Here is a 22,462-nt window from a genome sequence, read left to right on the forward strand (position 1 = left end):
CGCGTCAACCGCCCAACTGCGACCGCAATTCCGCCATCTGCTCCTGCAACGTCGCCACGACGTTCTCCAGCTCCTGCACGCGCGCTTCCAGTGCGGCGTTGCCGCCACCGCTTCCGCTGGACGCGCCCTTGTACGCCTCCGCCAGCGCTTCAACATCCACCGGCCCGCACAGCAGATGCATGTACCGGTCTTCGCGCTGCCCGCCGGCGCGCGGCACCTGCACCGCCAGGCCACGCTGGATCATGCGCTCCACGTGGTGGCGGACTTCGTCGGCGTCCTGGAACTGGAACTGGCGCTCGCTGCGGGTCTGCAGTTCGTTCACCGTCTGCGGGCCCCGCAGCAGCAACAGGCCCAGGATCGCCAACTGCTGCCGGGTCAGGTCCAGCGCGGTGGCGGTGCGGTGCTCGAACCGCTCGGCACGCGAGGAGAACTGCTGCCGCGCCAGGCCCAGCGTTTCCAGCTGGCGCAGCGCGTGGTGCACGTCGCCGGCCGACAGCTGCATCACCGGCTCGCGCGCGGTCTTCTGGTTGGCCGCCACCTGGGTGGCATTCACGGTCAGCGGGTAGGCGTCCGGCGTGGTGGCTTCCTTCTCGATCAGGCAGCCCAACGCGCGGGCCTGGGCCGCGCTGAGCACGGGCAGGGCGGGGGTCTGGGTGTCGTCGGTCATGGCTGCGCTCCGGGGGCTTTGTGGGGCGTGCAGCATAGCCGAGCCCCGCCGGAGGCATGAACGCAGGCGGCCAAGCCGGTAAACTGGCGCTACCCAGTACTGGTGATCCCCATGCGTCGTAACGCTGTTTCCCTGTCCGTGCTTGCCTGTGCCGTGATCGCGCTCGGCGCGTGCAAGCGCACCGAAGCCCCCGCCGATGCGGCGGCCCCGGCCCCCGCTGCGGCCGCTGCCGCCCCGGCCGCCAAGGGCGACGCCGCCGTGGCCGCCAACGACAACCTCAATGCCGTGCTGTGGATGCAGCGTTCGCAGGAATACCGGGCGATCACCGAGCAGACCTATCGCGCCGCTGCCGACCACCTGGACAAGGCGCTGAAGGAAGCCAACTGGGACGCGCTGGTGCCTGAAGAGCGCGGCAACGCCGCCAAGGGCCTGAAGCCGGCCGTGGTGCTGGACGTGGACGAAACCGTGCTGGACAACTCGCCCTACCAGGCGCGCCTGGTCCGCGACGGCAATGAATACGACGAAATGACCTGGGACCAGTGGGTCGCCGAGAAGAAGGCCAAGGCCATTCCAGGTGTGGTCGACTTCGCCAAGGCGGCCAACGCCAAGGGCGTGACCCTGCTGTACATCTCCAACCGCGCCGTGCACCTGAAGGAGGCCACCCTGGCCAACCTGCGCGCCGAAGGCCTGCCGGTGGCCGACGACAGCGTGTTCCTGGGCTTGGGCACCGTCGTCAAGGACTGCGAGCAGGCCGGCAGCGAAAAGAACTGCCGCCGCCGCCTGGCCGGTCAGAACTATCGCGTGCTGATGCAGTTCGGCGACCAGCTGGGTGACTTCGTGGAAGTCACCGTCAACACCAACGAAGGCCGCGACGCCCTGCTGCAGCAGTACCACGACTGGTTCGGCGAGCGCTGGTGGATGCTGCCCAACCCGACCTACGGCGGATTCGAGCCGGCCCAGTTCAACAACGACTACACGCAGTCGCGCCAGGCCCGCCACGACGCCAAGCGTGCCGCGCTGGACTACGCACCGTGAGCCGCGCCCCGCTGCCGCTGCGCGATGACGAGCGCCTGATCTTCGCGCTCGACGTACCGGGCCGCGAGGAAGCGCTGGCGTGGGTGGACCGGCTGGGCGATGCGGTGTCGTTCTACAAGATCGGCATGGAGCTGCTCGCCTCGGGCGAGTACTTCCAGGTGCTGGACGCGCTCGCCGCGCGCGACAAGCGCGTGTTCGTGGACCTGAAGTTCTTCGACATCCCGGCCACCGCGGCTGCCGTCATCAAGCGCCTGTCGCAGTGGCCGGTGAGCTACGCCACCATCCACGGCTGGCACCCGGCCATGATGGAGGCCTGCGCAGCCGCCAACAGCAGCGACATGCGCCTGCTGGCGGTGACCGTGCTGACCTCGATGGGCCGTGACGACCTGCGCGGCATGGGCATCGACCGCGAGCCGGTGGAGGTGGTGGTCGAGCGCGCGCTGGCCGCCCAGGCCGCAGGCATCGACGGCGTGATCGCCTCCGGCCAGGAAGCCGGTCCGATCCGCGCTGCCACCGGTACCGGTTTCTCGATCGTGTGCCCCGGCATCCGCCCGGGCGGCCCGGTCGGCGATGACCAGAAGCGCACCGTGGGCGTGGCCCAGGCGTTTGCCGACGGCGCCGACGCGATCGTGGTCGGTCGCCCGATCCGCCTCGCGGCCGATCCACGCGCGGCGGCGCTGGCGATCCAGGATGAGATCCGCAGCGCACGCCGCTGACGGAACTGCGTCGCGGTATCGACTTGCGCTGGTTCGCAGGATCGGAAACATCAATCGCCGGCAGCCTGCCGGCGTTGTCAAAACGGGACCGACCACGCAGTCGGCCCGGCTGCTTTGCCGTCGAATCGGACGGGCACGCGCTGTTCTGCGCCGTGCCTGTTGATTCCACTTTTCGCAAAGGAGTTGCTGTATGCGTATTGGTTACCGCTCGGCCGGGATGTTCGGCCTGACACTTTCCGCGGCATCTGTCGCTGTTGCCCTTCTCGTTTCAGGCGTGGCGCGGGCCGCCCCCGACCCGGACACGTCCCCGCGCATCATCGGCGGTACCGACGCCGAACCTGGTCAGTACCCCTTCATGGCCAGCCTGCAGTCGCTGCACCGCGGCGACAGCGACCGCGACCGGCACCGCTGCGGCGCCACCCTGATCTCGCCCTCCTGGGTGCTGACCGCCGCGCACTGCGTGGACGGCATGCTGCCGCCGCAGCTGGCGGTGCTGGTGGGGCACACCCTGGACACCACGCCGCGCCGCCGCACCTCCAACATCAAGGCGATCCATGTCCACCCGGCGTATGACGCCGAGGACCTGATCAACGACGTGGCCCTGATCCAGCTCAAGCGGCCGATCAACGGGGTGGAAACCGCCGAGCCGATGCTGGGCCGCGACAGCGCCTGGCTGCGGCCGGGGCGCGCCTTCACCGTGATCGGCTGGGGCGTGACCGAATTCCCCGGCGACGCCCGGCCCACCGTACTGCAGACCGTGCAGGCCCCGTTCGTGCCCTTCAAGACCTGCCGCGAGGCCTACCCCGGGCTGCAGGCGGGCAGCGTGATCTGTGCCGGCACCGAGGGCATCGACAGCTGCCAGGGCGACTCCGGCGGGCCGCTGCTGGTGAAGCGGAAGACCGGCTGGACGGTGCTGGGCACGGTCAGCTGGGGCGAAGGCTGTGCCCTGCCGGACCTGCCCGGGGTGTATGCGCGGCTGTCGCAGGGCTATGTGCGCGACTTCATCCAGACCACCTGGACGCGTGACTGAATCCAAGTGAAAACAATGCGTTATGAGCACCTTGCCCGTTCTGCGGGCAAGGTGGCTTGCCGCTGTAATGCGCAGGCCGCAAGATGCGGACCGGTCCGGGGAAGTCCGAATTCATGTCCATGCCATTGATGACGGGGCGCTGCCGACCCTGGGTGATGACGCTCTCGCTGTGCGGCCTGGTGCTGCTGGGCGCGTGCAAGCGCGATGCGATCGACCCGGACAAGCCGGCCGCCGAGCCGGTGGCGGCGCTGCAGCAGATCGCCCGCCACGTGGCTGGGAACGACCTGGTCGGTTACGCCCACGCGTCGGTGCCCCCGGCCCAGTACACCCGCCTGCAGGCGGCCTGGGCGGACGGCCACAGCCGCTGGCCGCTGACCGACCTGCCGCTGGACGGGCAGCTGCTGCCGATGCTGGCCGCGCTCTCGGCGCCGGAGGCCCCGCAGCGCCTGCAGCGGTCCTTCGATACCCAGATTGCCGGGCAGGCCACCGGCGTGCGCCAGGCCGCGCACTCGATGGGCCTGTTTGGCGTGCAGTACCTGCGCAACCAGACCGACTACAGCGACACCGAGCGCGCCCACTACAGCCAGGTGGTGGACGTGCTGAGCCGCTGGGCCGCCGCCGCACCGCTGACCGACAAGCAGCGCGCGAAGACCACCATCACCCTGCTGACCGCCACCGCGCGCACCGCCGGGCTGTCCACCGACGCCCAGCTGCAGGCGGCCGGCATGGAAGACAGCCTGCGCCGGCTGGGACCGTTCGCCAAGGCGTTCAAGACCGCGCTGGCCAGTTACGGGCTTTCGCTGGATGCGGCGCTGACCGGCGTGCAGGGCGAACTGGTGTCCCAGCAGGGCGACAGCGCAGTGGTGCGGATCCAGTACCCGCTGGCCGGCGAGCAGATCGACGCCCAGCTGCGCATGGCCCGCCGCGACGGTCACTGGTACCTGGCGCGCACCCTGGAAGAAACCGACGCGCTGCTGGCCGCCGCAGATGAAGCGGCCGCCGCCGACGCCGCCAAAGCTGAACACGACGCCCGCCAGGCCGCCGAAGCAGAGGCCGCCGCACAGGTCAAGGACGGTGCTTCTGCACCGGCTAAGCCATAATGAAGCCGATGCCGAACCAGAATCCCCTGCCTTTCCCCGGCGAAGAGCCGCCCAAGACGCCGGACGCCCCGTCCGCGTCGCCCGACACCGCGCCTGCGTCCGCAGCCGCCACCGACCCGGCCGCGATCGTGCCGAGCCCGGTGGGCGCCGTGGCCCGCGCCCCGTCCGGACGACGCCCGTGGTGGGCGCGCCTGCTCGGCCGGCTGGTCGAACCGTGGCTCTCGCTCAAGATCGAACCCGAACACCCCGGCCAGTACGACGACGGCCGCCCGGTGGTCTATGTGCTGGAAGACTATGGTCTTTCCAATGCGCTGATCCTGGACAAGGCCTGCCGTGAAGCCGGCCTGCCCTCGCCGCTGGTGCCCATTGCCGGCGACCCGACCGGGCGCAGGCGCGCCTATCTGGCGCTGTCGCGTCGGAGCAGCAGCAATTCGCTGATTCCCGAGCAGCGTGGCGCCAAGACCCATTCCGATTCGCTCGCCAAGGTCCTGCAGGCGCACCGCGCGCGCGGCGAGCTGGACGTGAACCTGGTGCCGGTGTCGATCTTCGTCGGCCGCGCCCCGGACAAGCAGAGCGGCTGGTTCGCGGTGCTGTTCTCGGAAAACTGGGCGCTGGTGGGCCGCTTCCGCCGCCTGCTGGCGGTGTTGCTCAACGGCCGCAGCACCATCGTGCGGTTCGCCCCGCCGATCTCCCTGCGTGCCACCGTGGACGAGGGGCTGGACCCCGAGCGCACCGTGCGCAAGCTGCAGCGCGTGCTGCGCACCCACTTCCGCCGCATCCGCGAATCGGTGATCGGGCCGGACCTGTCCACCCGCCGCCTGCTGGTGGACAAGGTGCTGGAAGCGGACACCGTGCGCGAGGCGATCGCCTCGCAGGCAAAGCGCGACAACACCAAGCCGGCCGACGCCTGGAAGAAGGCGCACGCCTACGCCTGGGAAATCGCCGCCGACTACTCCAGCCCGGTGGTGCGTTCGGCCAGCTTCATGCTCAGCCATGTCTGGAACCGCATCTACGCCGGCGTGCTGGTCCACCACCTGGACAAGTTCAAGGCCGCCGCGCCGGGCCATGAAGTGGTGTACGTGCCCAGCCACCGCAGCCACATGGACTACCTGCTGCTGTCCTACCTGCTGTACGACCGCGGCATCGTGCCGCCGCACATCGTGGCCGGCATCAACCTCAACCTGCCGGTGGTGGGCACGCTGCTGCGCAAGGGCGGCGCGTTCTTCATCCGTCGTTCGATCCGCGGCAACGCGCTGTACTCGGCGGTGCTGAGCGAGTACGTGGCGCAGCTGGTGGCCGGTGGCTATTCGATCGAGTACTTCGTCGAAGGCGGGCGTTCGCGTACCGGACGCCTGCTGCAGCCCAAGGGCGGCATGATTTCGATGACGCTGCGCGCGTTCCTGCGCCAGCCGCGCAAGCCGGTGCTGTTCCAGCCGGTGTACATCGGCTATGAAAAGCTGATGGAAGGCGGCAGTTACCTGGACGAACTGTCCGGCCGGCCGAAGGAGAAGGAATCGATCTGGCAGCTGCTGTGGTCCATTCCCAAGGTACTCAAACAGAACTACGGCCAGGTGGTGGTGAACTTCGGCGAGCCGATCGCGCTCAACGACGTGCTGGCCCGCCAGGCGCCGGAATGGGACGGCGCGCCGGTGGCCGAAGACGAGAAGCCGGCCTGGTTGTCGGGCACGGTGGACCACCTGGCCGAACGCATCCAGGTGCACATCAACGGCGCGGCCGACGTCAACCCGATCAACCTGCTGGCGCTGGCGCTGCTGTCCACGCCCAAGCACGCGATGGGCGAGGCCGACCTGATCGCGCAGATCGAGCTGTGCAAGACGCTGCTGGTGGAAATGCCGTATTCGGACCGGGTCACGGTGACCCCGCATTCGCCGGAGCGGATCATCGCGCACGCCGAGGAGATCAACGTCCTCACCCGCATCAAGCATCCGCTGGGTGACGTGCTCAGCGTGAGCGGCGATACCGCGGTGCTGCTGAGCTACTTCCGCAACAACGTGATCCACCTGTTCACCGCGTCGTCGTGGGTGGCATGCTGCTTCCAGAACAACCGCCGCATGAGCCGCACCGGGCTGGTGCAGCTGGGTCGCACCGTGTACCCGTTCCTGCAGGCCGAGCTGTTCCTGCCGTGGACCGAAGACCAGTTCGCCCAGCGCATCGAGCAGACCATCGCGGTGTTCGTGCGCGAGGGGCTGCTGCAGAACGTCAACGACGACGACGGTGGCATCCTGGCGCGCAACACCGGGCAGACCGACGAGGTGTTCCGCCTGCGTGCGATCGGCCATTCGCTGCAGCAGGCATTCGAGCGCTACTACATCGCCATTTCGGTGCTGGTCAAGAACGGCCCGGGCACGCTGGGTGCGGCCGAGCTGGAAAGCCTGTGCCAGCAGGCGGCGCAGCGCCTGAGCCTGCTGTACGCACCGGCCGCGCCGGAGTTCTTCGACCGCACCCTGTTCCGGGGCTTCATCCAGAAGCTGCGCGAGCTGCGCCTGGTGTGGCCGGACGAGAACAGCAAGCTGCTGTTCGACGAACGCCTGGACGCCTGGGCCAAGGACGCCAAGTTCATCCTGGGCCGCGAGTTGCGCCACACGATCGAACGGGTCAGCCCGGAAGCGGCCAAGCCGGAAGAGCCGGTCGCGGTGGATTGATCAGGCTGGCTCGTCCGGAATCTGCATGTCCTCCAGCTTGGCAATGCAGTCCTTGAGCTGCAGCTTGCGCCGTTTCAGGCGCTTGGCTTCCAGCTCATCCTCGCCATTGGCGGCCATGCGTTCGATCTCCGTATCCAGCTCACGGTGCTCCCTGCGGAGAACCTGCAGACGTTCGGCGATCTGTTCGGGCGTATAGGTATCCACAGCCTCCGAGCATACACACTGCGTGTGACCGGCGGGGGTGAACGCAGTCACTTCCCGGTCCCGGCCGCCAACCTGCCGAGCCGGTAGAATGGCCGGATGCCTTCGGTCCTGCCCCTGCTCGATCCCACCCCGCGCGCGCCACGCGCGGACGCGGCCGCGCAGGACAAGCTGACGCGCCGGCTGCGCCGCCAGGTGGGCCAGGCGATCGCCGACTTCGGCATGATCGAGGACGGCGACCGCATCATGGTCTGCCTGTCCGGCGGCAAGGACAGCTACACCCTGCTGGACATGCTGCTGCAGCTGCAGAAGAAGGCCCCGGTCGCCTTCGAACTGGTCGCGGTCAACCTGGACCAGAAGCAGCCCGGGTTCCCCGAACACGTGCTGCCGGAGTACCTGGCCTCGATCGGCGTGGCGTACCAGATCATCGAGCAGGACACCTATTCGGTGGTCAGCCGGGTGATCCCGGAGGGCCGCACGATGTGTTCGCTGTGCTCGCGGCTGCGCCGGGGCGCACTGTACCGGCACGCCGCCGAAAACGGCTTCAGCAAGGTCGCGCTGGGCCACCACCGCGACGACAGCGTGGCCACCTTCTTCCTCAACCTGTTCCACCACGCCAAGCTCTCGGCCATGCCGCCCAAGCTGCGCAGCGATGATGGGCAGCACGTAGTGATCCGTCCCCTGGCTTACGTCAGTGAACGCGACATCGAGGACTACGCGCAGGCGCGCCAGTTCCCGATCATTCCGTGCACGCTGTGCGGCAGCCAGGACAACCTGCAGCGCCGCCAGGTAGCGCAGATGCTGCAGCAATGGGAAGACCAGCATCCCGGGCGGATCGACCAGATCGCGCGCGCGCTGGGCAACATCCATCCTTCGCAGCTGGCCGACCCGACGCTGTTCGACTTCATGGCGCTGGGCCGCACCCCCTGACCTTTCCTTTTCACGCCCTTATTCCGGAATTCCATGTTCTTTCGCAACCTGACCCTGTTCCGCTTCCCCACCGCCACCGATTTTTCCGAAGTCGACACCCTGCTGCCCCAGGTGCTGCTCAAGCCGGTAGGCCCGCTGGAAATGAGTTCGCGCGGTTTCATTTCCCCGTTCGGCCGTGAAGAAAAGGCCGTGTTCTCGCACCGCGTCGGCGACGCGCTGTGGCTGACCGTGGGCGGTGAGGACAAGATCCTGCCGGGCGCGGTGGTCAACGACCTGCTGGCGCGCAAGCTGGAAGAGATCGAAGAAAAGGAAGGGCGCAAGCCGGGCGGCCGCGAGCGCAAGCGCATGAAGGACGACCTGCTGCACGAACTGATGCCGCGCGCCTTCGTGAAGAGCTCGCGCACCGACGCGCTGGTCGACCTGACCCACGGTTTCGTGGCGGTGGACTGCTCGAGCAGCAAGAAGGGCGAGAACATGATGTCCGACATCCGGGGCCTGCTCGGCAGCTTCCCGGCCATGCCGCTGAACGCCGAAGTGGCGCCACGCTCGATCCTCACCGGCTGGATCGCCGGCGAACCGCTGCCGACCGGGCTGAGCCTGGGCGAAGAGTGCGAGATGAAGGACCCGGCGGAGGGTGGCGCGGTGGTCAAGTGCCAGCACCAGGAACTGCGCTGCGACGAGATCGACAAGCACCTGGACGCCGGCAAGCAGGTCACCAAGCTGGCCCTGGTGTTCGAAGACAACCTGTCCTTCGTGCTGGGCGATGACCTGATCGTACGCAAGCTGAAGTTCCTGGACGGCGCCCTGGACCAGCTCGAGCACGCCGACGAAGACGGCCGCCGCGCCGAACTGGACGCCCGCTTCGCGCTGCAGAGCGGCGAAGTGCGCCGCCTGTTCCTGCTGCTGGAAGAGGCGTTCAAGCTCAGCAAGGCGGATTGACCAACAGCCGGTAGAGCGGGGCCCTGCCCCGCTGCACCTCGCAGTCAGGTCCGCGCCGCTGCGGGCGCTATGCTATCCCCATGCCTGGCTTCCTCCGCCGCCTGATTTCCCCGGCCGCCGCCCCGACCCTGCAGCGCGACACCGTGCGCCTGCGGCTGGAGGACGACGCCGAGATCGAGGTGCTGCGCGTGCGCGATCCGCGTGCGCGCCGTATCAAGCTGAGCGTGGACGAACGCGGCGTGCGCCTGACCCTGCCGCCGCGCGCCAGCCTGGTGATGGGCGAACGCTTCCTGCAGCAGCATCGTGACTGGTTGTCCGCGCAGCTGCGCAACTACCAGTCGACCAACCTGCCGCCGCCGCTGGTGATCGGCGAACCCGGGCTGCTGCCGCTGCGCGGGGAGCTGTTGCCGCTGCGCTGGGAAACGGGTCGCTATGCGCACCTGGAACTCGATATGGACGGTGCCTGCATGCACCTGCCAGCGCGTGGCACCGAGGCCACGGTGCGCCGCACGCTGCGCGAATTCTACGAAGCGCAGACCCGCGCCGATGTCGGCCAGTGGCTGCCGCGTTACCTGCCGGACCTGCCGCGCGCGCCGGCCCGGCTGCGGCTGAAGGTGATGTCATCGCAGTGGGGCTCGCTGGCCCCGGACGGCAGCATGGCACTGGACCTGGCGCTGGTGCTGGGCCGGCCTTCGGCGTTCGAGTACGTGCTGGTCCATGAGCTCTGCCATCTGATCCAGCCGAACCATTCGCCTGCGTTCTGGGCCGAGGTGGAGCAGCGGTTCCCGGCGTGGCGGGAGGAGCGGGATTACTTCCAGCTGGAAGGGCGCAGGCTCAAAGCCATGCTGAGGCAACTCCTGTAGAGCCACGCCCTGCGTGGCTGGCCGGCGCCGCGGTATGTCGGCGCCCGCCGCTCATGCGGCGCGGGCAGGGGGTGCACGGCTTTGCCAGCCCAGACCGTGAGGATGGACCTGTCGCGGTCAGCGCACGCGCAGTGCGGCCGCCTGCGCCCAGCGTGCCGCAACACGCGGTGCCGTGATGCACACGGCCTGGTCGGTCACGGTGGTCACCGCGCGCTCGAGCAGCTGGATGTCGGCCTCGTGCTGGCGCGCCACGTGCGGGTCTTCAAAGAAGATCGCGCGCTGGCAGCGGCCTTCGAGCACCTGGTCGGCAATCTGTGCGTCGCCGCCCATCGGGCCGCTCTGGTAGCGGGTCACCCATTCGCTGTCCTTGGCCCAGCCGCGGCTCCAGGCCAGCTCGTTGAGGCGCTGGCCGGTGGTGCCGGTGCCGACCCGGCTGCGGAAGCGGGACAACACGTCGAAATGTTCATCGGCGAACGCCAGCATGGCCGGCTTCATCGCGTCGTGCGCGATCAGGGCCAGGGTGTGTTGCCCGAACGCATGCAGGTCGTCGGCACCGGGGTCCGGTGCCAGTGCGGCGTGCAGGCGTTCCACCTCGATCCAGTCGCGCGCGGTGGCCACGGTGGAGATGAAGGGCTTGCCGTGGATCACGCACTGGCGCTTGAGCGCGGTGGCTTCGGGAAATACCGAGGAGGGATCGACCGGGTCCATCAGGTAGATCGCCCCGTCAAGGGTGCGTTCCGGGGTGCCCATGCCGACGACCTCGGCCACCAGCTTCATCAGACCGCCCTCGCGGCCGTTCGGATAGCGGCGCAGCGCCTCCAGGTCCTTGAGGAAGCCGAAGCGCTGGATCGCGTCGAAGGTGCGGCCTACCGCATGCAGTTCCACCCCCAACTCGCGCAGGCCGGCCTCGCAGGGGCCGAGCCAGCGGAACAGTGCCGCGTGCCTGTCGTGGTGATGCAGCCGGTTGGCGGCCAGGCCGATGCGCATGGGAGTCCTTCAGCGGGGTGGTGTTGCAACATTCTAGGGGGCGTTGGGTGTCTGGTTCGCGTCCGGCAGTCCGTGGGACACGCATGGCGTGTCGCTACGCTGACGGGCACCGCGTAGAGACACGCCATGCGTGTCCCAGGCGGTGCCCGATACCCCGATCAAGCGCTGACCAACGCGACGATACTCGCCGCAGCATCCCGCCCTTCCGCCACGGCGGTCACCACCAAGTCCGCACCGCGCACCGCGTCGCCGCCGGCGAACAACTTCGGGTGCGCGGTCTGGAAGGGCAGACGCCCACTACCGCCGGCCAGGATGCGGCCGTTGCTGGCTGCCTCCACGCCCTGCGCGGTCAGCCATTCCGGTGCGGTGGGCGAGAAGCCGAACGCGATGATCACCACGTCCGCTTCCAGCAAAGATTCGCTGCCTTCGATCGGCACCGCATTGCGGCGACCCTGTGCATCGGGTTCGCCCAGATGCGTTTCCACCACGGTCACGCCGATCGCTTCGTCGTCGGCACCGGCTTCAATCGACAACGGCTGGCGGTTGAACAGGAAACGCACGCCTTCTTCGCGCGCATTGGCCACTTCGCGCGCCGAACCCGGCATGCTTGCTTCATCGCGACGGTAGGCACAGGTGACCCGTGCCGCGCCCAGCCGTACCGCGCTGCGCACGCAGTCCATGCCGGTGTCGCCGCCGCCCAGCACCACCACGCGCTTGCCTTCCAGGTCAGGCAGGGCGAGGGTGTCTTCCCAGCCGGCAATCGGCCGGCCGTGCGCGTCGCTGCCACCGACGATGCGGCTGTTCTGCACCAGGAACGGCAGTGCCGGCAGCACATTCTTCAGGTCCTGCCCGGGCAGCCCGCCGTCGGTGTAGCGGTAGGCGCCGGTGCCGACGAACACGGCGTCGTAGTCGGCCAGCAGGGTGTCCAGGGTGATGTCGCGGCCGATCTCCACGCCCAGCCGGAACTGCACGCCCATGCCTTCAAGCACGTTGCGGCGACGGCTGATCACCGACTTGTCCAGCTTGAAACTGGGAATGCCGAACTGCAGCAGGCCGCCGATCTGTTCGTAGCGGTCGTACACCACCGCCTGTACGCCGGCATGCGCAAGGCGATCGGCACACGCCAGCCCGGCCGGGCCGGCACCGATCACCGCCACGCGCTTGCCGGTGCTTTCCACCGCCCCCATGTCCGGGCGCCAGCCGGTGGCCAGGGCGGTGTCGACGATGTACTTCTCCACCGCACCGATGGTGACCGCGCCGAACTCTTCCAGCGTGCAGCTGCCTTCGCACAGGCGGTCCTGCGGGCACACCCGGCCGCACACTTCCGGCAGCGGGTTGGTGGAATGGCACAGCGTGGCCGCTTCGTGGATGCGGTTTTCCTGCACGAGCTGCAGCCACTGCGGAATGGCGTTGTGCACCGGGCACTTCCAGCTGCAGTACGGGTTGCCGCAGTCCAGGCAGCGACCGGCCTGGTACTGGGCGTCTTCCTTGCCGAACTTGCCGTACAGCTCGCCCCAGTCGCCGGAGGTGCGCAGCTCCACCGGGATGCGCTGCGGCATGGTCCGGGGCAGGTCGAGGAACTGGAAGGCTTGCTTGCGGCTCATGGCTTGCTCTGGATTCCTGGTGGTTGCCGGCCAGCGGCCGGCACTACGGGGTTCGTGCCGCTACGCGGCACGGCGCAACGATTCGGTGAGCGATTCGATGCTGGCGGCCTTGGGTTTGACCAGCCAGAACTTGCCGACGTAGTCGCGGAACTCGTCGAGGATCTGCTGGGCCCAGATGCTGCCGGTGAGTTCGCGGTGGCGGCTGATCAGGGTGTGCAGGTGCTGGCGATGGTTTTCGAAGCCTTCGGCCGAGATGCGGTGGATGTCGATCAGCTCGTGGTTGTAGCGGTCCACGAAGTCGCGGTCGATATCCAGCACATAGGCCAGGCCGCCGGTGAAGCCGGCGCCGAAGTTCAGGCCCACCTTGCCCAGCACCAGCACGATGCCGTCGGTCATGTACTCGCAGCAGTGGTCGCCGGCCCCTTCGATCACCGCCAGCGCGCCGGAGTTGCGTACACCGAAGCGTTCGCCGGCACGGCCTGCGGCGAACAGCTCGCCGCCGGTGGCGCCGTACAGGCAGGTGTTGCCGATGATCGCGGTGTTGCGCGCCTCGAAGCGCGCGCCGCGCGGCGGGCGCACCACCAGGCGGCCGCCGGCCATGCCCTTGCCCACGTAGTCGTTGGCTTCGCCTTCCACTTCCAGCTGCAGGCCGCCGACGTTGAACGCGCCGAAGCTCTGCCCGGCCGTGCCGCGGAAGCGCAGGGTCAGCGGCGCATCGCTCATGCCCTGGTTGCCATGCGCGCGGGCGATGGCGCCGGACAGGCGGGTGCCGATCGAGCGGTCGGTGTTGTGGATCAGGAAACGGTGCTCGCCGCCGAGCTTGCCGGCAATGGCCGGGGCCAGCAGGCCGTCCATCTGCGTGGCCAGGCTGTCCGGCGACTCGTACAGGCGCTGCGCGGCGCAGTGGCTGCCGGCGTACTGCGCCGGGTTGAGCAGGCGCGACAGATCCACCTTGACGCCCGGGCGCGGCGCAACCTCCAGCTGCTGCAGCAGGTCGGTGCGACCGACGATCTCGTCCAGCGAGCGCACGCCCAGATACGACAACCAGCCACGCACTTCTTCGGCCAGCAGCCGGAAGAAGTTCTCCACGCGCTCGGGCAGGCCGGTGAAGTACTGCGCGCGCAGGCGCTCGTCCTGGGTGGCCACGCCGGTGGCGCAGTTGTTGAGGTGGCAGATGCGCAGGTACTTGCAGCCCAGCACGATCATCGGCGCGGTGCCGAAGCCGAAGCTGTCCGCGCCCAGCAATGCGGCCTTGATCACGTCCAGGCCGGTCTTCAGCCCGCCGTCGGTCTGCAGCAGGGTGCGCCCGCGCAGGTCGTTGGCGACCAGCGCCTGGTGCGACTCGGCCACGCCCAGCTCCCACGGCACGCCCGCATAGCGGATCGAGCTGACCGGGCTGGCGCCGGTGCCGCCGTCATGGCCGGACACGGTGATCAGGTCGGCGCCAGCCTTGACCACGCCGGCGGCGATGGTGCCGACGCCGGCATGCGAGACCAGCTTCACCGACACCAGCGCGTCCGGGTTGACCTGCTTGAGGTCGTAGATCAGCTGGGCCAGGTCTTCGATCGAATAGATGTCGTGGTGCGGCGGCGGCGAGATCAACCCGATGCCCGGCTTGGCGTAACGCAGCCGCGCGATCAGTTCGTTGACCTTGTGCCCGGGCAGCTGCCCGCCTTCGCCGGGCTTGGCGCCCTGGGCGACCTTGATCTGCAGCACTTCGGCATTGACCAGGTATTCGGCGGTGACGCCGAAGCGGCCCGAGGCGACCTGCTTGATCTTGCTGCGCTTGTGGGTGCCATAGCGCACCGGGTCTTCGCCGCCTTCGCCGGAGTTGCTGCGCCCGCCGAGCTTGTTCATGGCGATGGCCAGCGCTTCGTGCGCTTCGGGCGAGAGCGCGCCCAGGCTGATCGCGGCGGTGTCGAAGCGGCGGAACAGGTCTTCGGCCGGTGCTACTTCGCTCAGCGGGGTCGGCGTGGGCGCGGCCTTGAGCTGCAACAGGTCGCGCAGCGCCGAGACCGGGCGGCCGTGCACCGCTTCGCAATACCGCTGCCAGTCGGCGGCATCGCCGCTGCGCGCGGCGCGCTGCAGGGTCATGACCACGTCCGGGTTGTACATGTGGTACTCGCCGCCGTGCACGTACTTGAGCACGCCGCCGACGTCCGGGCGCAGCAGGTCGTTCCAGGCGCGCACGGTGAGCTCGCGGGCCTCGTCGTCCAGGCGGGCGAAGCCCACGCCGGCCACGCGCGATGGCGTTTCCGGGAAGCACAGGTCCACCACCTCATCGTCCAGGCCGACGATCTCGAACAGCTGCGCGCCGCGATAGCTCGCCACGGTACAGATGCCCATCTTGGAGATGATCTTGGACAGGCCCTTGTAGATGCCCTTGCGGTAGCTGCGGCCGATCTGCGACTGCTCGCCGCCCTTCTTCAGCTGCAGGATGCCGCGCCGGCCGAGGTCGAACAGGGTCTGGTAGGCCAGGTACGGATACACCGCGGTGGCACCGAAACCGAGCAGGCACGCCATGTGGTGCGGGTCGCGCGCGGTGCCGGTTTCCAGGATCAGGTTCACCTCGCAGCGCAGGCCGGCGTTGGAGAGGTGGTGGTGCACCGCGCTGGTAGCCAGCAGCGCATGCACCATCGGCCGATCGGCCACCGGGTAGCGGTCGCTGAGCAGCAGCATGACGATGCCTTCGCGGGCGGCGGCTTCGGCTTCGGCGCAGATCCGCTCGATGCCGGCCTTGAGCCCTTCGTCCAGGCTGTAGGACAGGTCGATCAGGCGGTTGCGGTCCACGTACTGCGGCATCTTGATCAGCTGGCGCAGTTTGCGCTGGCTGAGCACCGGCGAGTTGAGGATGACGTGGTTCACCGTCTCGGCGCCGGCATGGAAGATGTTGGTCTCCTTGCCGAGCTGGGTGGTGAGCGACATCACGCAGTCTTCCCGCAGCGGGTCGATCGGCGGGTTGGTGACCTGCGCGAAGGCCTGGCGGAAGTAGTCGTACAGCGGGCGGCTGTGCTGGCTGAGCACCGCCATCGGGGTGTCGTCGCCCATCGAGCCGGTGGCTTCCTGCTCGGTCTCGGCCAGCGGTCGCAGGATCTGCTCCACTTCCTCGGTGCTGAGCTGGAACAGCTTGTGGTAACTGCGCAGGGTGCGTTCGTCGAACGGCTCTTCGACCAGCGAGGGGTCGATCAGCTCGGTCTGCAGGTAGGTCACGCCCTGCTGCAACCACTGCTTGTACGGCGCGCGGCCACGGTTGATGCGGTCGATGGCGTCCGAGTCGAGCAGGTCGCCACGCTTGAGGTCGATGGCCATCATCTCGCCCGGGCCGAGCTTGCCCTTGCGCACCACGCGTTCGGCCGGCACTTCCCACACGCCCGCTTCGGAGGCGACCAGGAAGTGGCGATCGGAGGTGAGCATCCAGCGCGCCGGGCGCAGCCCGTTGCGGTCCAGGGTGCAGGCGGCATAGCGGCCGTCGCAGGCGACGATGCCGGCCGGGCCGTCCCACGGCTCGCTGTTGAGCCCGTAGAACTCGTAGAACGCGGCCAGGTCGGCGTCCTTGAACTCCAGCGACTGCGTTGCCGGCGGCACCAGGATGCGCAGCGCCTGGATCAGGTCCATGCCGGCGCTGACCATCAGCTCCAGCATGTTGTCCAGGCTCTGCGAGTCCGAGCCGTGCATGGAGATTACCGGGTCGAACTGCGCGATGTCGAAGCGCGGGGACTTCCACACCTTGCTGCGCGCCTGCGCCCAGCGGCGGTTGCCTTCGATGGTGTTGATCTCGCCGTTGTGGGCGAGCATGCGGAACGGGTGCGCCAGCGGCCAGCGCGGCAGGGTGTTGGTGGAAAAGCGCTGGTGGAACACGATCGCGCTGGAGGCCAGGTCGCTGCGCTGCAGGTCCGGGTAGAACCGGCTCAGCTTGTCCGGCAGCACCATGCCCTTGTAGCTGATCGAGCTCGGGCTGAGCGTGGTGACGTAGTAATCGGCGTGCTCGCGCAGCTGCTGTTCGCTTCGGCGGCGGGCCAGGAACAGGGCGAGGGTGAAGGCGGCTTCGTCCTGGCCCGGGCCGGCGTCGACGAACAGCTGTTCGATCTGCGGCAGGGTGTCGCGCGCCAGTTGCCCGCAGACGCTGGGGTCAGTGGGCACCACGCGCCAGCCGAGCGGCTGGCAGCCGGCGTCGCGCAGCTGCTGTTCGAGGGTGTCGCGGCAGACCTGGGCGGCGCTGGCATCGTGCGGCAGGAACACCACGCCGGCGGCATGGTGCGCGCCGAGGGTGATGCCCGCTTCGGTCGCGAGCGCTTTCAGGAAGGCATCCGGACGACGCAGCAGCAGGCCACAGCCGTCACCGGTGATGCCGTCGGCGGCAACGCCGCCGCGATGGGTCATGCGCGAGAGCGCGGCGATCGCGGTGTCGACCAGCAGCCGTGACGGCTGGTCGTCCAGTTGCGCGACCATGCCGAAACCACAGGCGTCGCGTTCGTCTTGCGGGTCGTAAAGCCCTTGGCGGTTGCGGGGGGCCATCTCTGCCTCAAAGTCGGGTGAGCGGCGACACTCGTCCCCGCTCACTCCGTTGAGCGCATGGGGAGGCACCGGATGCTTCGACTAGATCACAGTTGTTGCAACGCCGCAATACACGGTTGCGGGTGCAACCAAACCCGTTGAAAACCCGCCAATTCAGCCGCAGCGCACGCCGCTGACCACGCCCTTTTCGTCGACTTCGATGTTCAGGCGTTCGCCGACGAATTCCATGGTGGTCATGTCGGTTGGCTTGAGCACGCGCAGCTCCTTGGCGCCGGCATCCTGCTGCGCCTGTCCACCGAGTTCGTCGGTGTAGGCCTGGCCGACCAGGCTCTGCACCTGTTCGGCGTCGCAGTTGCCGACCGGCGGTGCTTCGGTGGCCTTGCCGGCGGTGGCATCAGCGGGAGCCGCCGCTTCTTCGGCGGCCTTCTGTGCGTGCGCGCCGGCGGCGTCCTGTTCGTCCATGGGCGGCGCCTTGCAGGCACCCAGCAGCAGCACGGTGGGGAGCAGGACGGCACCCAGCAGCCTGGGACCGATGGAGGACAGCGCGCGGGACGACAAGGACGACATCGAGACTCCTGAAGGGATAACCAGTAAGGCGGTGAGCATATCGTCAAGAAGGGTGTGAGGTGTTTGTGTTGCGTTATTGACGCGGCGCCGCACCAGTGCCGACCACACTGCAGGCCCATCCCTGCCATTGCCACCATGCCCGCACGCCTTGCCACCCCCGAAGCCGCCGCCGCCCGCGACGCCGGCTTGCGTTACGTCAGCGACGAGCAGCCCGGCATCGCCCGGCGCAAGGCGGGCAAGGGCTTCAGTTACCGCGATGCGGATGGGCATGCGGTACGCGATGCCGCCACCCTGGCGCGGATCCGGGCGCTGGCGATTCCGCCGGCCTACACCGAGGTGTGGATCTGCGCCTCGGCCAACGGCCACCTGCAGGCGACTGGCCGCGACGCGCGCCGCCGCAAGCAGTACCGCTACCACCCGGACTGGGCGCGGGTGCGCGGCGACGGCAAGTTCGACCGTGTGATCGCTTTCGGCCAGGCGCTGCCGACCCTGCGTCGGCGCCTGCGGCGCGACCTCAAGCTGCCGGGCTATCCGCAGGACAAGGTGCTGGCGATCGTGGTCGCGCTGCTGGCCGAAACCCTGGTGCGGGTCGGCAACCCCGAGTATGCGCGCGACAACCGCTCCTACGGGCTGACCACGCTGCGCAACCGCCACCTGGAGATGGTCAAGGGTGGTCGCGCGCGCATGCGCTTCCGCGGCAAGTCCGGCCAGCAGCAGGAGGTGGAGATCGACGACACGCAGCTGGCGAAGCTGATCAAGGGCTGCCAGCAGCTGCCGGGGCAGGCGCTGTTCCAGTACCGCGACGACGACGGCACCGTGCAGCCGGTGGACTCCGGCCAGGTCAACGCCTACCTGCGCGATGCGATGGGCGCGGATTTCAGCGCCAAGGACTTCCGCACCTGGGGCGGCACCATGGCCGCACTGCGCCAGTTCGCCGCGACCGCGCTACCCGAAGCGCCCAGCGAACGCGCGCTGGCCGCGCTGCAGAAGCAGGTGGTGTGCGAAGTGGCGGCCCGCCTGGGCAACACCCCGGCGGTGTGCCGCAAGGCCTACATCGACCCCAGCGTGTTCGACGGCTGGCGCGACGGCGCCCTGGTGAAGCTGGCCGGCCTGCGGGGCGAGCGCCAATGGGAACAGGCCACCCTGCGCTTCCTCCGCACCGCCCGAAAAGCAGTAAAAAAGCCAAAACCTGCGTAGAGACACGCCATGCGTGTCCGCGCGGTAATCGGCAATGCCGATCAGCCGCAGAAGATCGCCGTGATGTTGTTGGTCCGCCCGGTCTCAATGGTCAGCCGCTCACCGCCACTCTCCGCACCGGCCGGCGTCGTATTGGCAGCGCCACTGGCGGTCGCCCCACTTTCCATGCGCTGACCGCGCACCACCACCACCTCCAGGCTGTCGCTGTCCACGCGGGCGCGCTCCACGGTGGCGGCCGAGGCGGCCAACCCCACCGCGCCGCGCACCTTGTCGATATGACACTGGCCGGAGATGACGCCGTCGATCGGCTGGACCTGCGCCATCGGCGTGCTGCTGCAGGCGGTCAGGGCGGTGAGTGCGGCAACGGCAAACAGGGGACGCAACATGGGAGGGCTCCAGCGGGATTCTGGCCTCCACGATGCCGCCGCAGGCGTATGCGGCGGATGAAGCCGGTCACGGCATGGCGACATGCCATTCACCAGATGCGAAAGCCGCCGTGGCCACACTGCAGTGGCACTGATTCGAAGGAGTTGACCATGGCCACCGCCAAGAAGACCCGTAAACGCGCTGCCTCCAAGCCGATCGCCACCGACGCCAAACCGGCCCGCGAGCGCACCCCGGTGGTAAAGACCGCCACCCGCAAGGCGGCCGCCGCCGATCCGCGCGCGGCGCGCGTGGCGGCCCGCCAGCGGCGGCTGCAGGACCAGGAAAAGGCCAAGGATGCGCGCGCTGCCAAGAAGGCGACGAAAAAGACGGCGAAGAAAGCCACCCAGGCCGGCGCCCGCAAGCAGCCTGAAACCATGCCGGCCCAGAACATCGCCAAGCCCGGCAACGAGCACGCGCTCGATCTCGCCCCACGATTCCTCGCGCCTGACTACGTCGGCAGCGGCAAGTTGCAGGGCAGGCGCGCCATCATCACCGGCGGCGACTCCGGCATCGGTCGTGCCGTGGCCGTACTGTTCGCGCGCGAAGGCGCCGACGTGGCGGTGCTGCACCTGGATGAGAAGGAGGACGCCGAGGTCACCCGCCAGCATGTGGAAGCCGAAGGTACGCGCTGCCTGGTGATCGCGGGTGACGTGCGCGATCCGAAGTTCTGCAACAAGGCGGTCAAGCAGGTGGCCAAGGCGTTCGGCGGCATCGACATCCTGGTCAACAACGCTGCCTTCCAGCTGCACTGCGAACGGCTGGAAGACCTGGAAGACGCGCACCTGCAGGAGACGCTGCAGACCAACATCGGTGGCTACATCCAGATGGCCCGCGCGGTGCTGCCGCACCTGGAGGAGGGCGACTGCATCATCAACACCGGGTCGGAAACCGGCCTGTTCGGCAGCAAGGCGCTGATCGACTATTCGTCGACCAAGGGCGCCATCCATGCCTTCACCAAGGCGCTGGCCAGCCAGCTGTTGCCGCGCGGCATCCGGGTCAACGCCGTGGCCCCGGGTCCGGTATGGACCCCACTGAACCCGGCCGACAAACAGGCGCCCGACGTGGCTGAGTTCGGCAAGAAGAGCGACATGGGCCGCGCCGCGCAGCCGGAAGAGTTGTCGCCGGCGTACGTGTTCCTGGCCTCGCCGGTGACGGCGAGTTACATCAGCGGTGTGATTCTTCCCGTCATGGGTGGCCCGCACGGGTAAACCTCGTGCCGCATTCCGGTAGTGCCGGCCGCCGGCCGGCTCCACACGATGCCGGCAATCCGTGGAGCCGGCCGGCGGCCGGCACTACTCGGACGATTCAGGCGATGCGTGTAGCCGGCCGGCGGCCGGCACTACGGGCGACGTCGGGATGCATGGCCCGGCGCGCAATGCCGGAGGACAAGGTAGCGTCGGCCGTTGGCCGACCCAGGTGGTCCCATACCGTTCGTCGGCTCCCAGCCTCCGACACTTGACGACAACTGTAGTCACTGGCACGGTGACGACACGTGTAGTCATCGGAGAGTGTCATGCGCGGCAAGACCATCGGGGACCAGGAACTGGCCCTGCTGCAGTACGTAGCAGAACAGAACAGCGCCAGCGTGGGCGAGGTGGCGGCCGGCTTCGGCGAGGAGCGCGGCCTGGCCCGCTCGACCGTGCTGACCATGATGGAACGCCTGCGCGGCAAGGCCTACCTGCAGCGCCAGCAGGTCGAGGGCGTGTACCGCTACTCGGCCACCGGCGAACAGGACAGCGTGGTCCAGGGCGCGGTTGCCAGCTTCGTGGAGAAAACCCTGCAGGGTTCGGTCTCCCCCTTCGTGGCCTTCATGTCGCACAAGGCCGAGGTCAGCGATACCGAGCTGGCCGAACTCGAAGCGCTGGTCGCCCAGCTCCAGTCGCGCAAGCGGGAGGGCTGAGCCATGGAGACCCAGATGATGGAACTGCTGACCCGCCTGGCCTGGACCAGCGTGCAGAGCGCGGTGCTGGTGGCGTTGGTGTGGGGCGTGTGCCGCCTGCTGCCGCGCCTGCCGGCCGCCACCCGTTGCCGGTTGTGGTGGCTGGTGGCCGTGCAGGCCGTGCTTGGCCTGGTGTGGAGCAGCCCGCTGGAACTGGCGGTGCTGCCGGCGCCCGGTATCGAGACGGCAACGCGGGTCGAAGCACCGCTGCTGCCCGTGCAACTTGAGTTGAACGGTGCCGCAGTGGCGACCGACCCTGCGCCCTTCGTCGCCGCGACGTCCCCCGTGCCCAGCTGGCAAACCGCGCTGTTCGCGCTGTGGGCCGCCGGCGTGCTGGTGATGCTGCTGCACAGCCTGCGCGCTTACCGCCAGAGCCGCGCACTGGTGGGCAGCGCCGCCCCCTGCACCGACGCGGGCCTGCAGCAGGCGCTGCAGCTGGCTGCCGAAGCGCACGGCCTGGCCCGCGCGCCGCACCTGAAGATCTCCGCACGGATCACCTCGCCGCAGCTGATCGGTCCGTGGAACCCGGTGCTGCTGCTGCCTGCGCGCGAGCTGCCGGCGATGGCCGCCGACGACCTGGACATGGCGCTGACCCACGAACTGGTGCACCTGCAACGCCGCGACCTGTGGTGGGGCCTGCTGCCTTCGCTGGCCCAGCACCTGCTGTTCTTCCACCCGCTGGTGCACCTGGCCGCGCGCGAATACGCGCTGGCCCGCGAAGAAGCCTGCGACAGCGCCGTGGTTGCAGGCCACGGACACTGCCGCCACGACTACGGCCGCCTGCTGGTGCAGCTGGGCGTGGCCCCGCGCCCGGCGGTCGGCGTGGCCAGCGCCTCGCCGAACTTCCGCAGCCTCAAGCGTCGCCTGCTCACCCTGCAGCAGACCGGTTCGTTGCCGCGCGTGGTGTCGGTGGGCGTGACCGCGCTGTTCGTGCTGGTCGGCGTAGCGCCGCTGCGCCTGGTGGCTGCGGTTCCGCCGCCGCCGCCGGCACCGCCTGCGTTGGCCGCACCTGCGGTTCCGGCTGCACCGGCGGTCCCCGCTGCACCGCCTGCGCCGCCGGCCGTGGCCGCGCCGAAGCCGGCC

At 68.8% G+C, this 22,462-nt stretch carries 19 protein-coding genes; 12 read left to right on the top strand and 7 right to left on the bottom strand.

The features are described from left to right. Window positions 1-4: 4 nt before the first annotated feature. Complete coding sequence (locus C2U58_RS17190) at window positions 5-667, bottom strand: DUF480 domain-containing protein (RefSeq protein WP_102946967.1); 663 nt, start codon at window positions 665-667, stop codon at window positions 5-7. A 111-nt stretch (window positions 668-778) separates the two neighbouring features. Here C2U58_RS17190 and C2U58_RS17195 point away from each other — a divergent pair, with 111 nt between their 5' ends. The 5 genes from C2U58_RS17195 to plsB all read left to right on the top strand — a co-directional run bounded on the left by C2U58_RS17195 (window position 779) and on the right by plsB (window position 7,211). Then, a complete protein-coding gene (locus C2U58_RS17195) occupies window positions 779-1,702 on the top strand; it encodes a 5'-nucleotidase, lipoprotein e(P4) family (RefSeq protein WP_102946968.1) in 924 nt (307 codons plus the stop codon). Next, window positions 1,699-2,418 (top strand): orotidine-5'-phosphate decarboxylase, encoded by a 720-nt coding sequence (gene pyrF, locus C2U58_RS17200; RefSeq protein WP_102946969.1) that lies wholly within the window; start codon window positions 1,699-1,701, stop codon window positions 2,416-2,418. Before C2U58_RS17195 ends, pyrF begins: the two co-directional genes overlap by 4 nt. A 190-nt stretch (window positions 2,419-2,608) precedes the next feature. Continuing rightward, complete coding sequence (locus C2U58_RS17205; protein WP_102946970.1) at window positions 2,609-3,448, top strand: serine protease; 840 nt, start codon at window positions 2,609-2,611, stop codon at window positions 3,446-3,448. A gap of 119 nt (window positions 3,449-3,567) precedes the next feature. Next, window positions 3,568-4,548, top strand: coding sequence for a hypothetical protein (locus tag C2U58_RS17210; RefSeq protein WP_102946988.1), 981 nt, complete (start codon window positions 3,568-3,570; stop codon window positions 4,546-4,548). After that, complete coding sequence (gene plsB, locus C2U58_RS17215; RefSeq protein ID WP_102946971.1) at window positions 4,548-7,211, top strand: glycerol-3-phosphate 1-O-acyltransferase PlsB; 2,664 nt, start codon at window positions 4,548-4,550, stop codon at window positions 7,209-7,211. The genes C2U58_RS17210 and plsB overlap by 1 nt, the downstream gene beginning before the upstream one ends. Here the strand turns inward: plsB and C2U58_RS17220 are convergent, their stop codons facing one another. Next, window positions 7,212-7,415, bottom strand: coding sequence for a YdcH family protein (locus C2U58_RS17220; protein ID WP_102946972.1), 204 nt, complete (start codon window positions 7,413-7,415; stop codon window positions 7,212-7,214). A gap of 96 nt (window positions 7,416-7,511) precedes the next feature. Between C2U58_RS17220 and ttcA the strand changes: the two genes are divergently transcribed. From ttcA to C2U58_RS17235, 3 genes are all read left to right on the top strand, one after another. Then, window positions 7,512-8,342 (top strand): tRNA 2-thiocytidine(32) synthetase TtcA, encoded by an 831-nt coding sequence (gene ttcA / locus C2U58_RS17225; RefSeq protein WP_102946973.1) that lies wholly within the window; start codon window positions 7,512-7,514, stop codon window positions 8,340-8,342. A 33-nt stretch (window positions 8,343-8,375) separates the two neighbouring features. Further along, on the top strand, window positions 8,376-9,281 hold the full coding sequence (locus C2U58_RS17230) for a recombination-associated protein RdgC (protein WP_070207709.1): 906 nt from the start codon (window positions 8,376-8,378) through the stop codon (window positions 9,279-9,281). Window positions 9,282-9,361: 80 nt separating this feature from the next. Then, window positions 9,362-10,144, top strand: a complete 783-nt coding sequence (locus C2U58_RS17235; RefSeq protein ID WP_102946974.1) for a SprT family zinc-dependent metalloprotease — start codon at window positions 9,362-9,364, stop codon at window positions 10,142-10,144. Between the two features lie 117 nt (window positions 10,145-10,261). Here the strand turns inward: C2U58_RS17235 and C2U58_RS17240 are convergent, their stop codons facing one another. The 4 genes from C2U58_RS17240 to C2U58_RS17255 form a co-directional block, all read right to left on the bottom strand. Beyond that, window positions 10,262-11,131, bottom strand: a complete 870-nt coding sequence (locus tag C2U58_RS17240) for a methylglyoxal synthase (RefSeq protein ID WP_102946975.1) — start codon at window positions 11,129-11,131, stop codon at window positions 10,262-10,264. A gap of 158 nt (window positions 11,132-11,289) precedes the next feature. Beyond that, on the bottom strand, window positions 11,290-12,735 hold the full coding sequence (locus tag C2U58_RS17245; RefSeq protein ID WP_102946976.1) for an FAD-dependent oxidoreductase: 1,446 nt from the start codon (window positions 12,733-12,735) through the stop codon (window positions 11,290-11,292). 60 nt (window positions 12,736-12,795) lie between these two features. Beyond that, window positions 12,796-17,250 carry a glutamate synthase large subunit gene (gene gltB / locus C2U58_RS17250; RefSeq protein WP_102946977.1) on the bottom strand — a complete coding sequence of 1,485 codons (4,455 nt, stop codon included), beginning with the start codon at window positions 17,248-17,250 and terminating at the stop codon, window positions 12,796-12,798. Window positions 17,251-17,403: 153 nt separating this feature from the next. Further along, window positions 17,404-17,817 carry an I78 family peptidase inhibitor gene (locus C2U58_RS17255; RefSeq protein WP_102946978.1) on the bottom strand — a complete coding sequence of 138 codons (414 nt, stop codon included), beginning with the start codon at window positions 17,815-17,817 and terminating at the stop codon, window positions 17,404-17,406. A gap of 135 nt (window positions 17,818-17,952) precedes the next feature. Here C2U58_RS17255 and C2U58_RS17260 point away from each other — a divergent pair, with 135 nt between their 5' ends. Continuing rightward, window positions 17,953-19,014, top strand: a complete 1,062-nt coding sequence (locus tag C2U58_RS17260; RefSeq protein WP_102946979.1) for a DNA topoisomerase IB — start codon at window positions 17,953-17,955, stop codon at window positions 19,012-19,014. Window positions 19,015-19,055: 41 nt separating this feature from the next. Here C2U58_RS17260 and C2U58_RS17265 read toward each other — a convergent pair whose 3' ends face one another. After that, window positions 19,056-19,400 carry a hypothetical protein gene (locus tag C2U58_RS17265; RefSeq protein WP_102946980.1) on the bottom strand — a complete coding sequence of 115 codons (345 nt, stop codon included), beginning with the start codon at window positions 19,398-19,400 and terminating at the stop codon, window positions 19,056-19,058. 150 nt (window positions 19,401-19,550) lie between these two features. On the opposite strand from C2U58_RS17265, the gene C2U58_RS17270 reads away from it, so the two are divergent. The 3 genes from C2U58_RS17270 to C2U58_RS17280 form a co-directional block, all read left to right on the top strand. Beyond that, complete coding sequence (locus tag C2U58_RS17270) at window positions 19,551-20,648, top strand: SDR family oxidoreductase (RefSeq protein WP_102946989.1); 1,098 nt, start codon at window positions 19,551-19,553, stop codon at window positions 20,646-20,648. A 305-nt stretch (window positions 20,649-20,953) separates the two neighbouring features. Further along, entirely contained in the window at window positions 20,954-21,340 is a 387-nt protein-coding gene (locus tag C2U58_RS17275) for a BlaI/MecI/CopY family transcriptional regulator (protein WP_070207699.1), read from the top strand. A gap of 3 nt (window positions 21,341-21,343) precedes the next feature. After that, on the top strand, window positions 21,344-22,462 hold a 1,119-nt coding region (locus C2U58_RS17280), incomplete at its 3' end, for a M56 family metallopeptidase (RefSeq protein WP_216362415.1).

Origin of the sequence: Stenotrophomonas sp. VV52, from assembly GCF_002893095.1 — a bacterium.
Taxonomy (GTDB): Bacteria; Pseudomonadota; Gammaproteobacteria; order Xanthomonadales; family Xanthomonadaceae; genus Stenotrophomonas; species Stenotrophomonas aracearum.

Excerpts from the sequence above, each read along its gene's own strand:
- C2U58_RS17190 (WP_102946967.1), bottom strand. The coding sequence starts at position 667 with ATGACCGACGACACCCAGACCCCCGCCCTGCCCGTGCTCAGCGCGGCC.
- C2U58_RS17195 (WP_102946968.1), top strand. The coding sequence starts at position 779 with ATGCGTCGTAACGCTGTTTCCCTGTCCGTGCTTGCCTGTGCCGTGATC.
- C2U58_RS17205 (WP_102946970.1), top strand. The coding sequence starts at position 2,609 with ATGCGTATTGGTTACCGCTCGGCCGGGATGTTCGGCCTGACACTTTCC.
- C2U58_RS17210 (WP_102946988.1), top strand. The coding sequence starts at position 3,568 with ATGCCATTGATGACGGGGCGCTGCCGACCCTGGGTGATGACGCTCTCG.
- plsB (WP_102946971.1), top strand. The coding sequence starts at position 4,548 with ATGAAGCCGATGCCGAACCAGAATCCCCTGCCTTTCCCCGGCGAAGAG.
- ttcA (WP_102946973.1), top strand. The coding sequence starts at position 7,512 with ATGCCTTCGGTCCTGCCCCTGCTCGATCCCACCCCGCGCGCGCCACGC.
- C2U58_RS17230 (WP_070207709.1), top strand. The coding sequence starts at position 8,376 with ATGTTCTTTCGCAACCTGACCCTGTTCCGCTTCCCCACCGCCACCGAT.
- C2U58_RS17235 (WP_102946974.1), top strand. The coding sequence starts at position 9,362 with ATGCCTGGCTTCCTCCGCCGCCTGATTTCCCCGGCCGCCGCCCCGACC.
- C2U58_RS17240 (WP_102946975.1), bottom strand. The coding sequence starts at position 11,131 with ATGCGCATCGGCCTGGCCGCCAACCGGCTGCATCACCACGACAGGCAC.
- C2U58_RS17245 (WP_102946976.1), bottom strand. The coding sequence starts at position 12,735 with ATGAGCCGCAAGCAAGCCTTCCAGTTCCTCGACCTGCCCCGGACCATG.
- gltB (WP_102946977.1), bottom strand. The coding sequence starts at position 17,250 with ATGGCCCCCCGCAACCGCCAAGGGCTTTACGACCCGCAAGACGAACGC.
- C2U58_RS17255 (WP_102946978.1), bottom strand. The coding sequence starts at position 17,817 with ATGTCGTCCTTGTCGTCCCGCGCGCTGTCCTCCATCGGTCCCAGGCTG.
- C2U58_RS17260 (WP_102946979.1), top strand. The coding sequence starts at position 17,953 with ATGCCCGCACGCCTTGCCACCCCCGAAGCCGCCGCCGCCCGCGACGCC.
- C2U58_RS17265 (WP_102946980.1), bottom strand. The coding sequence starts at position 19,400 with ATGTTGCGTCCCCTGTTTGCCGTTGCCGCACTCACCGCCCTGACCGCC.
- C2U58_RS17270 (WP_102946989.1), top strand. The coding sequence starts at position 19,551 with ATGGCCACCGCCAAGAAGACCCGTAAACGCGCTGCCTCCAAGCCGATC.
- C2U58_RS17275 (WP_070207699.1), top strand. The coding sequence starts at position 20,954 with ATGCGCGGCAAGACCATCGGGGACCAGGAACTGGCCCTGCTGCAGTAC.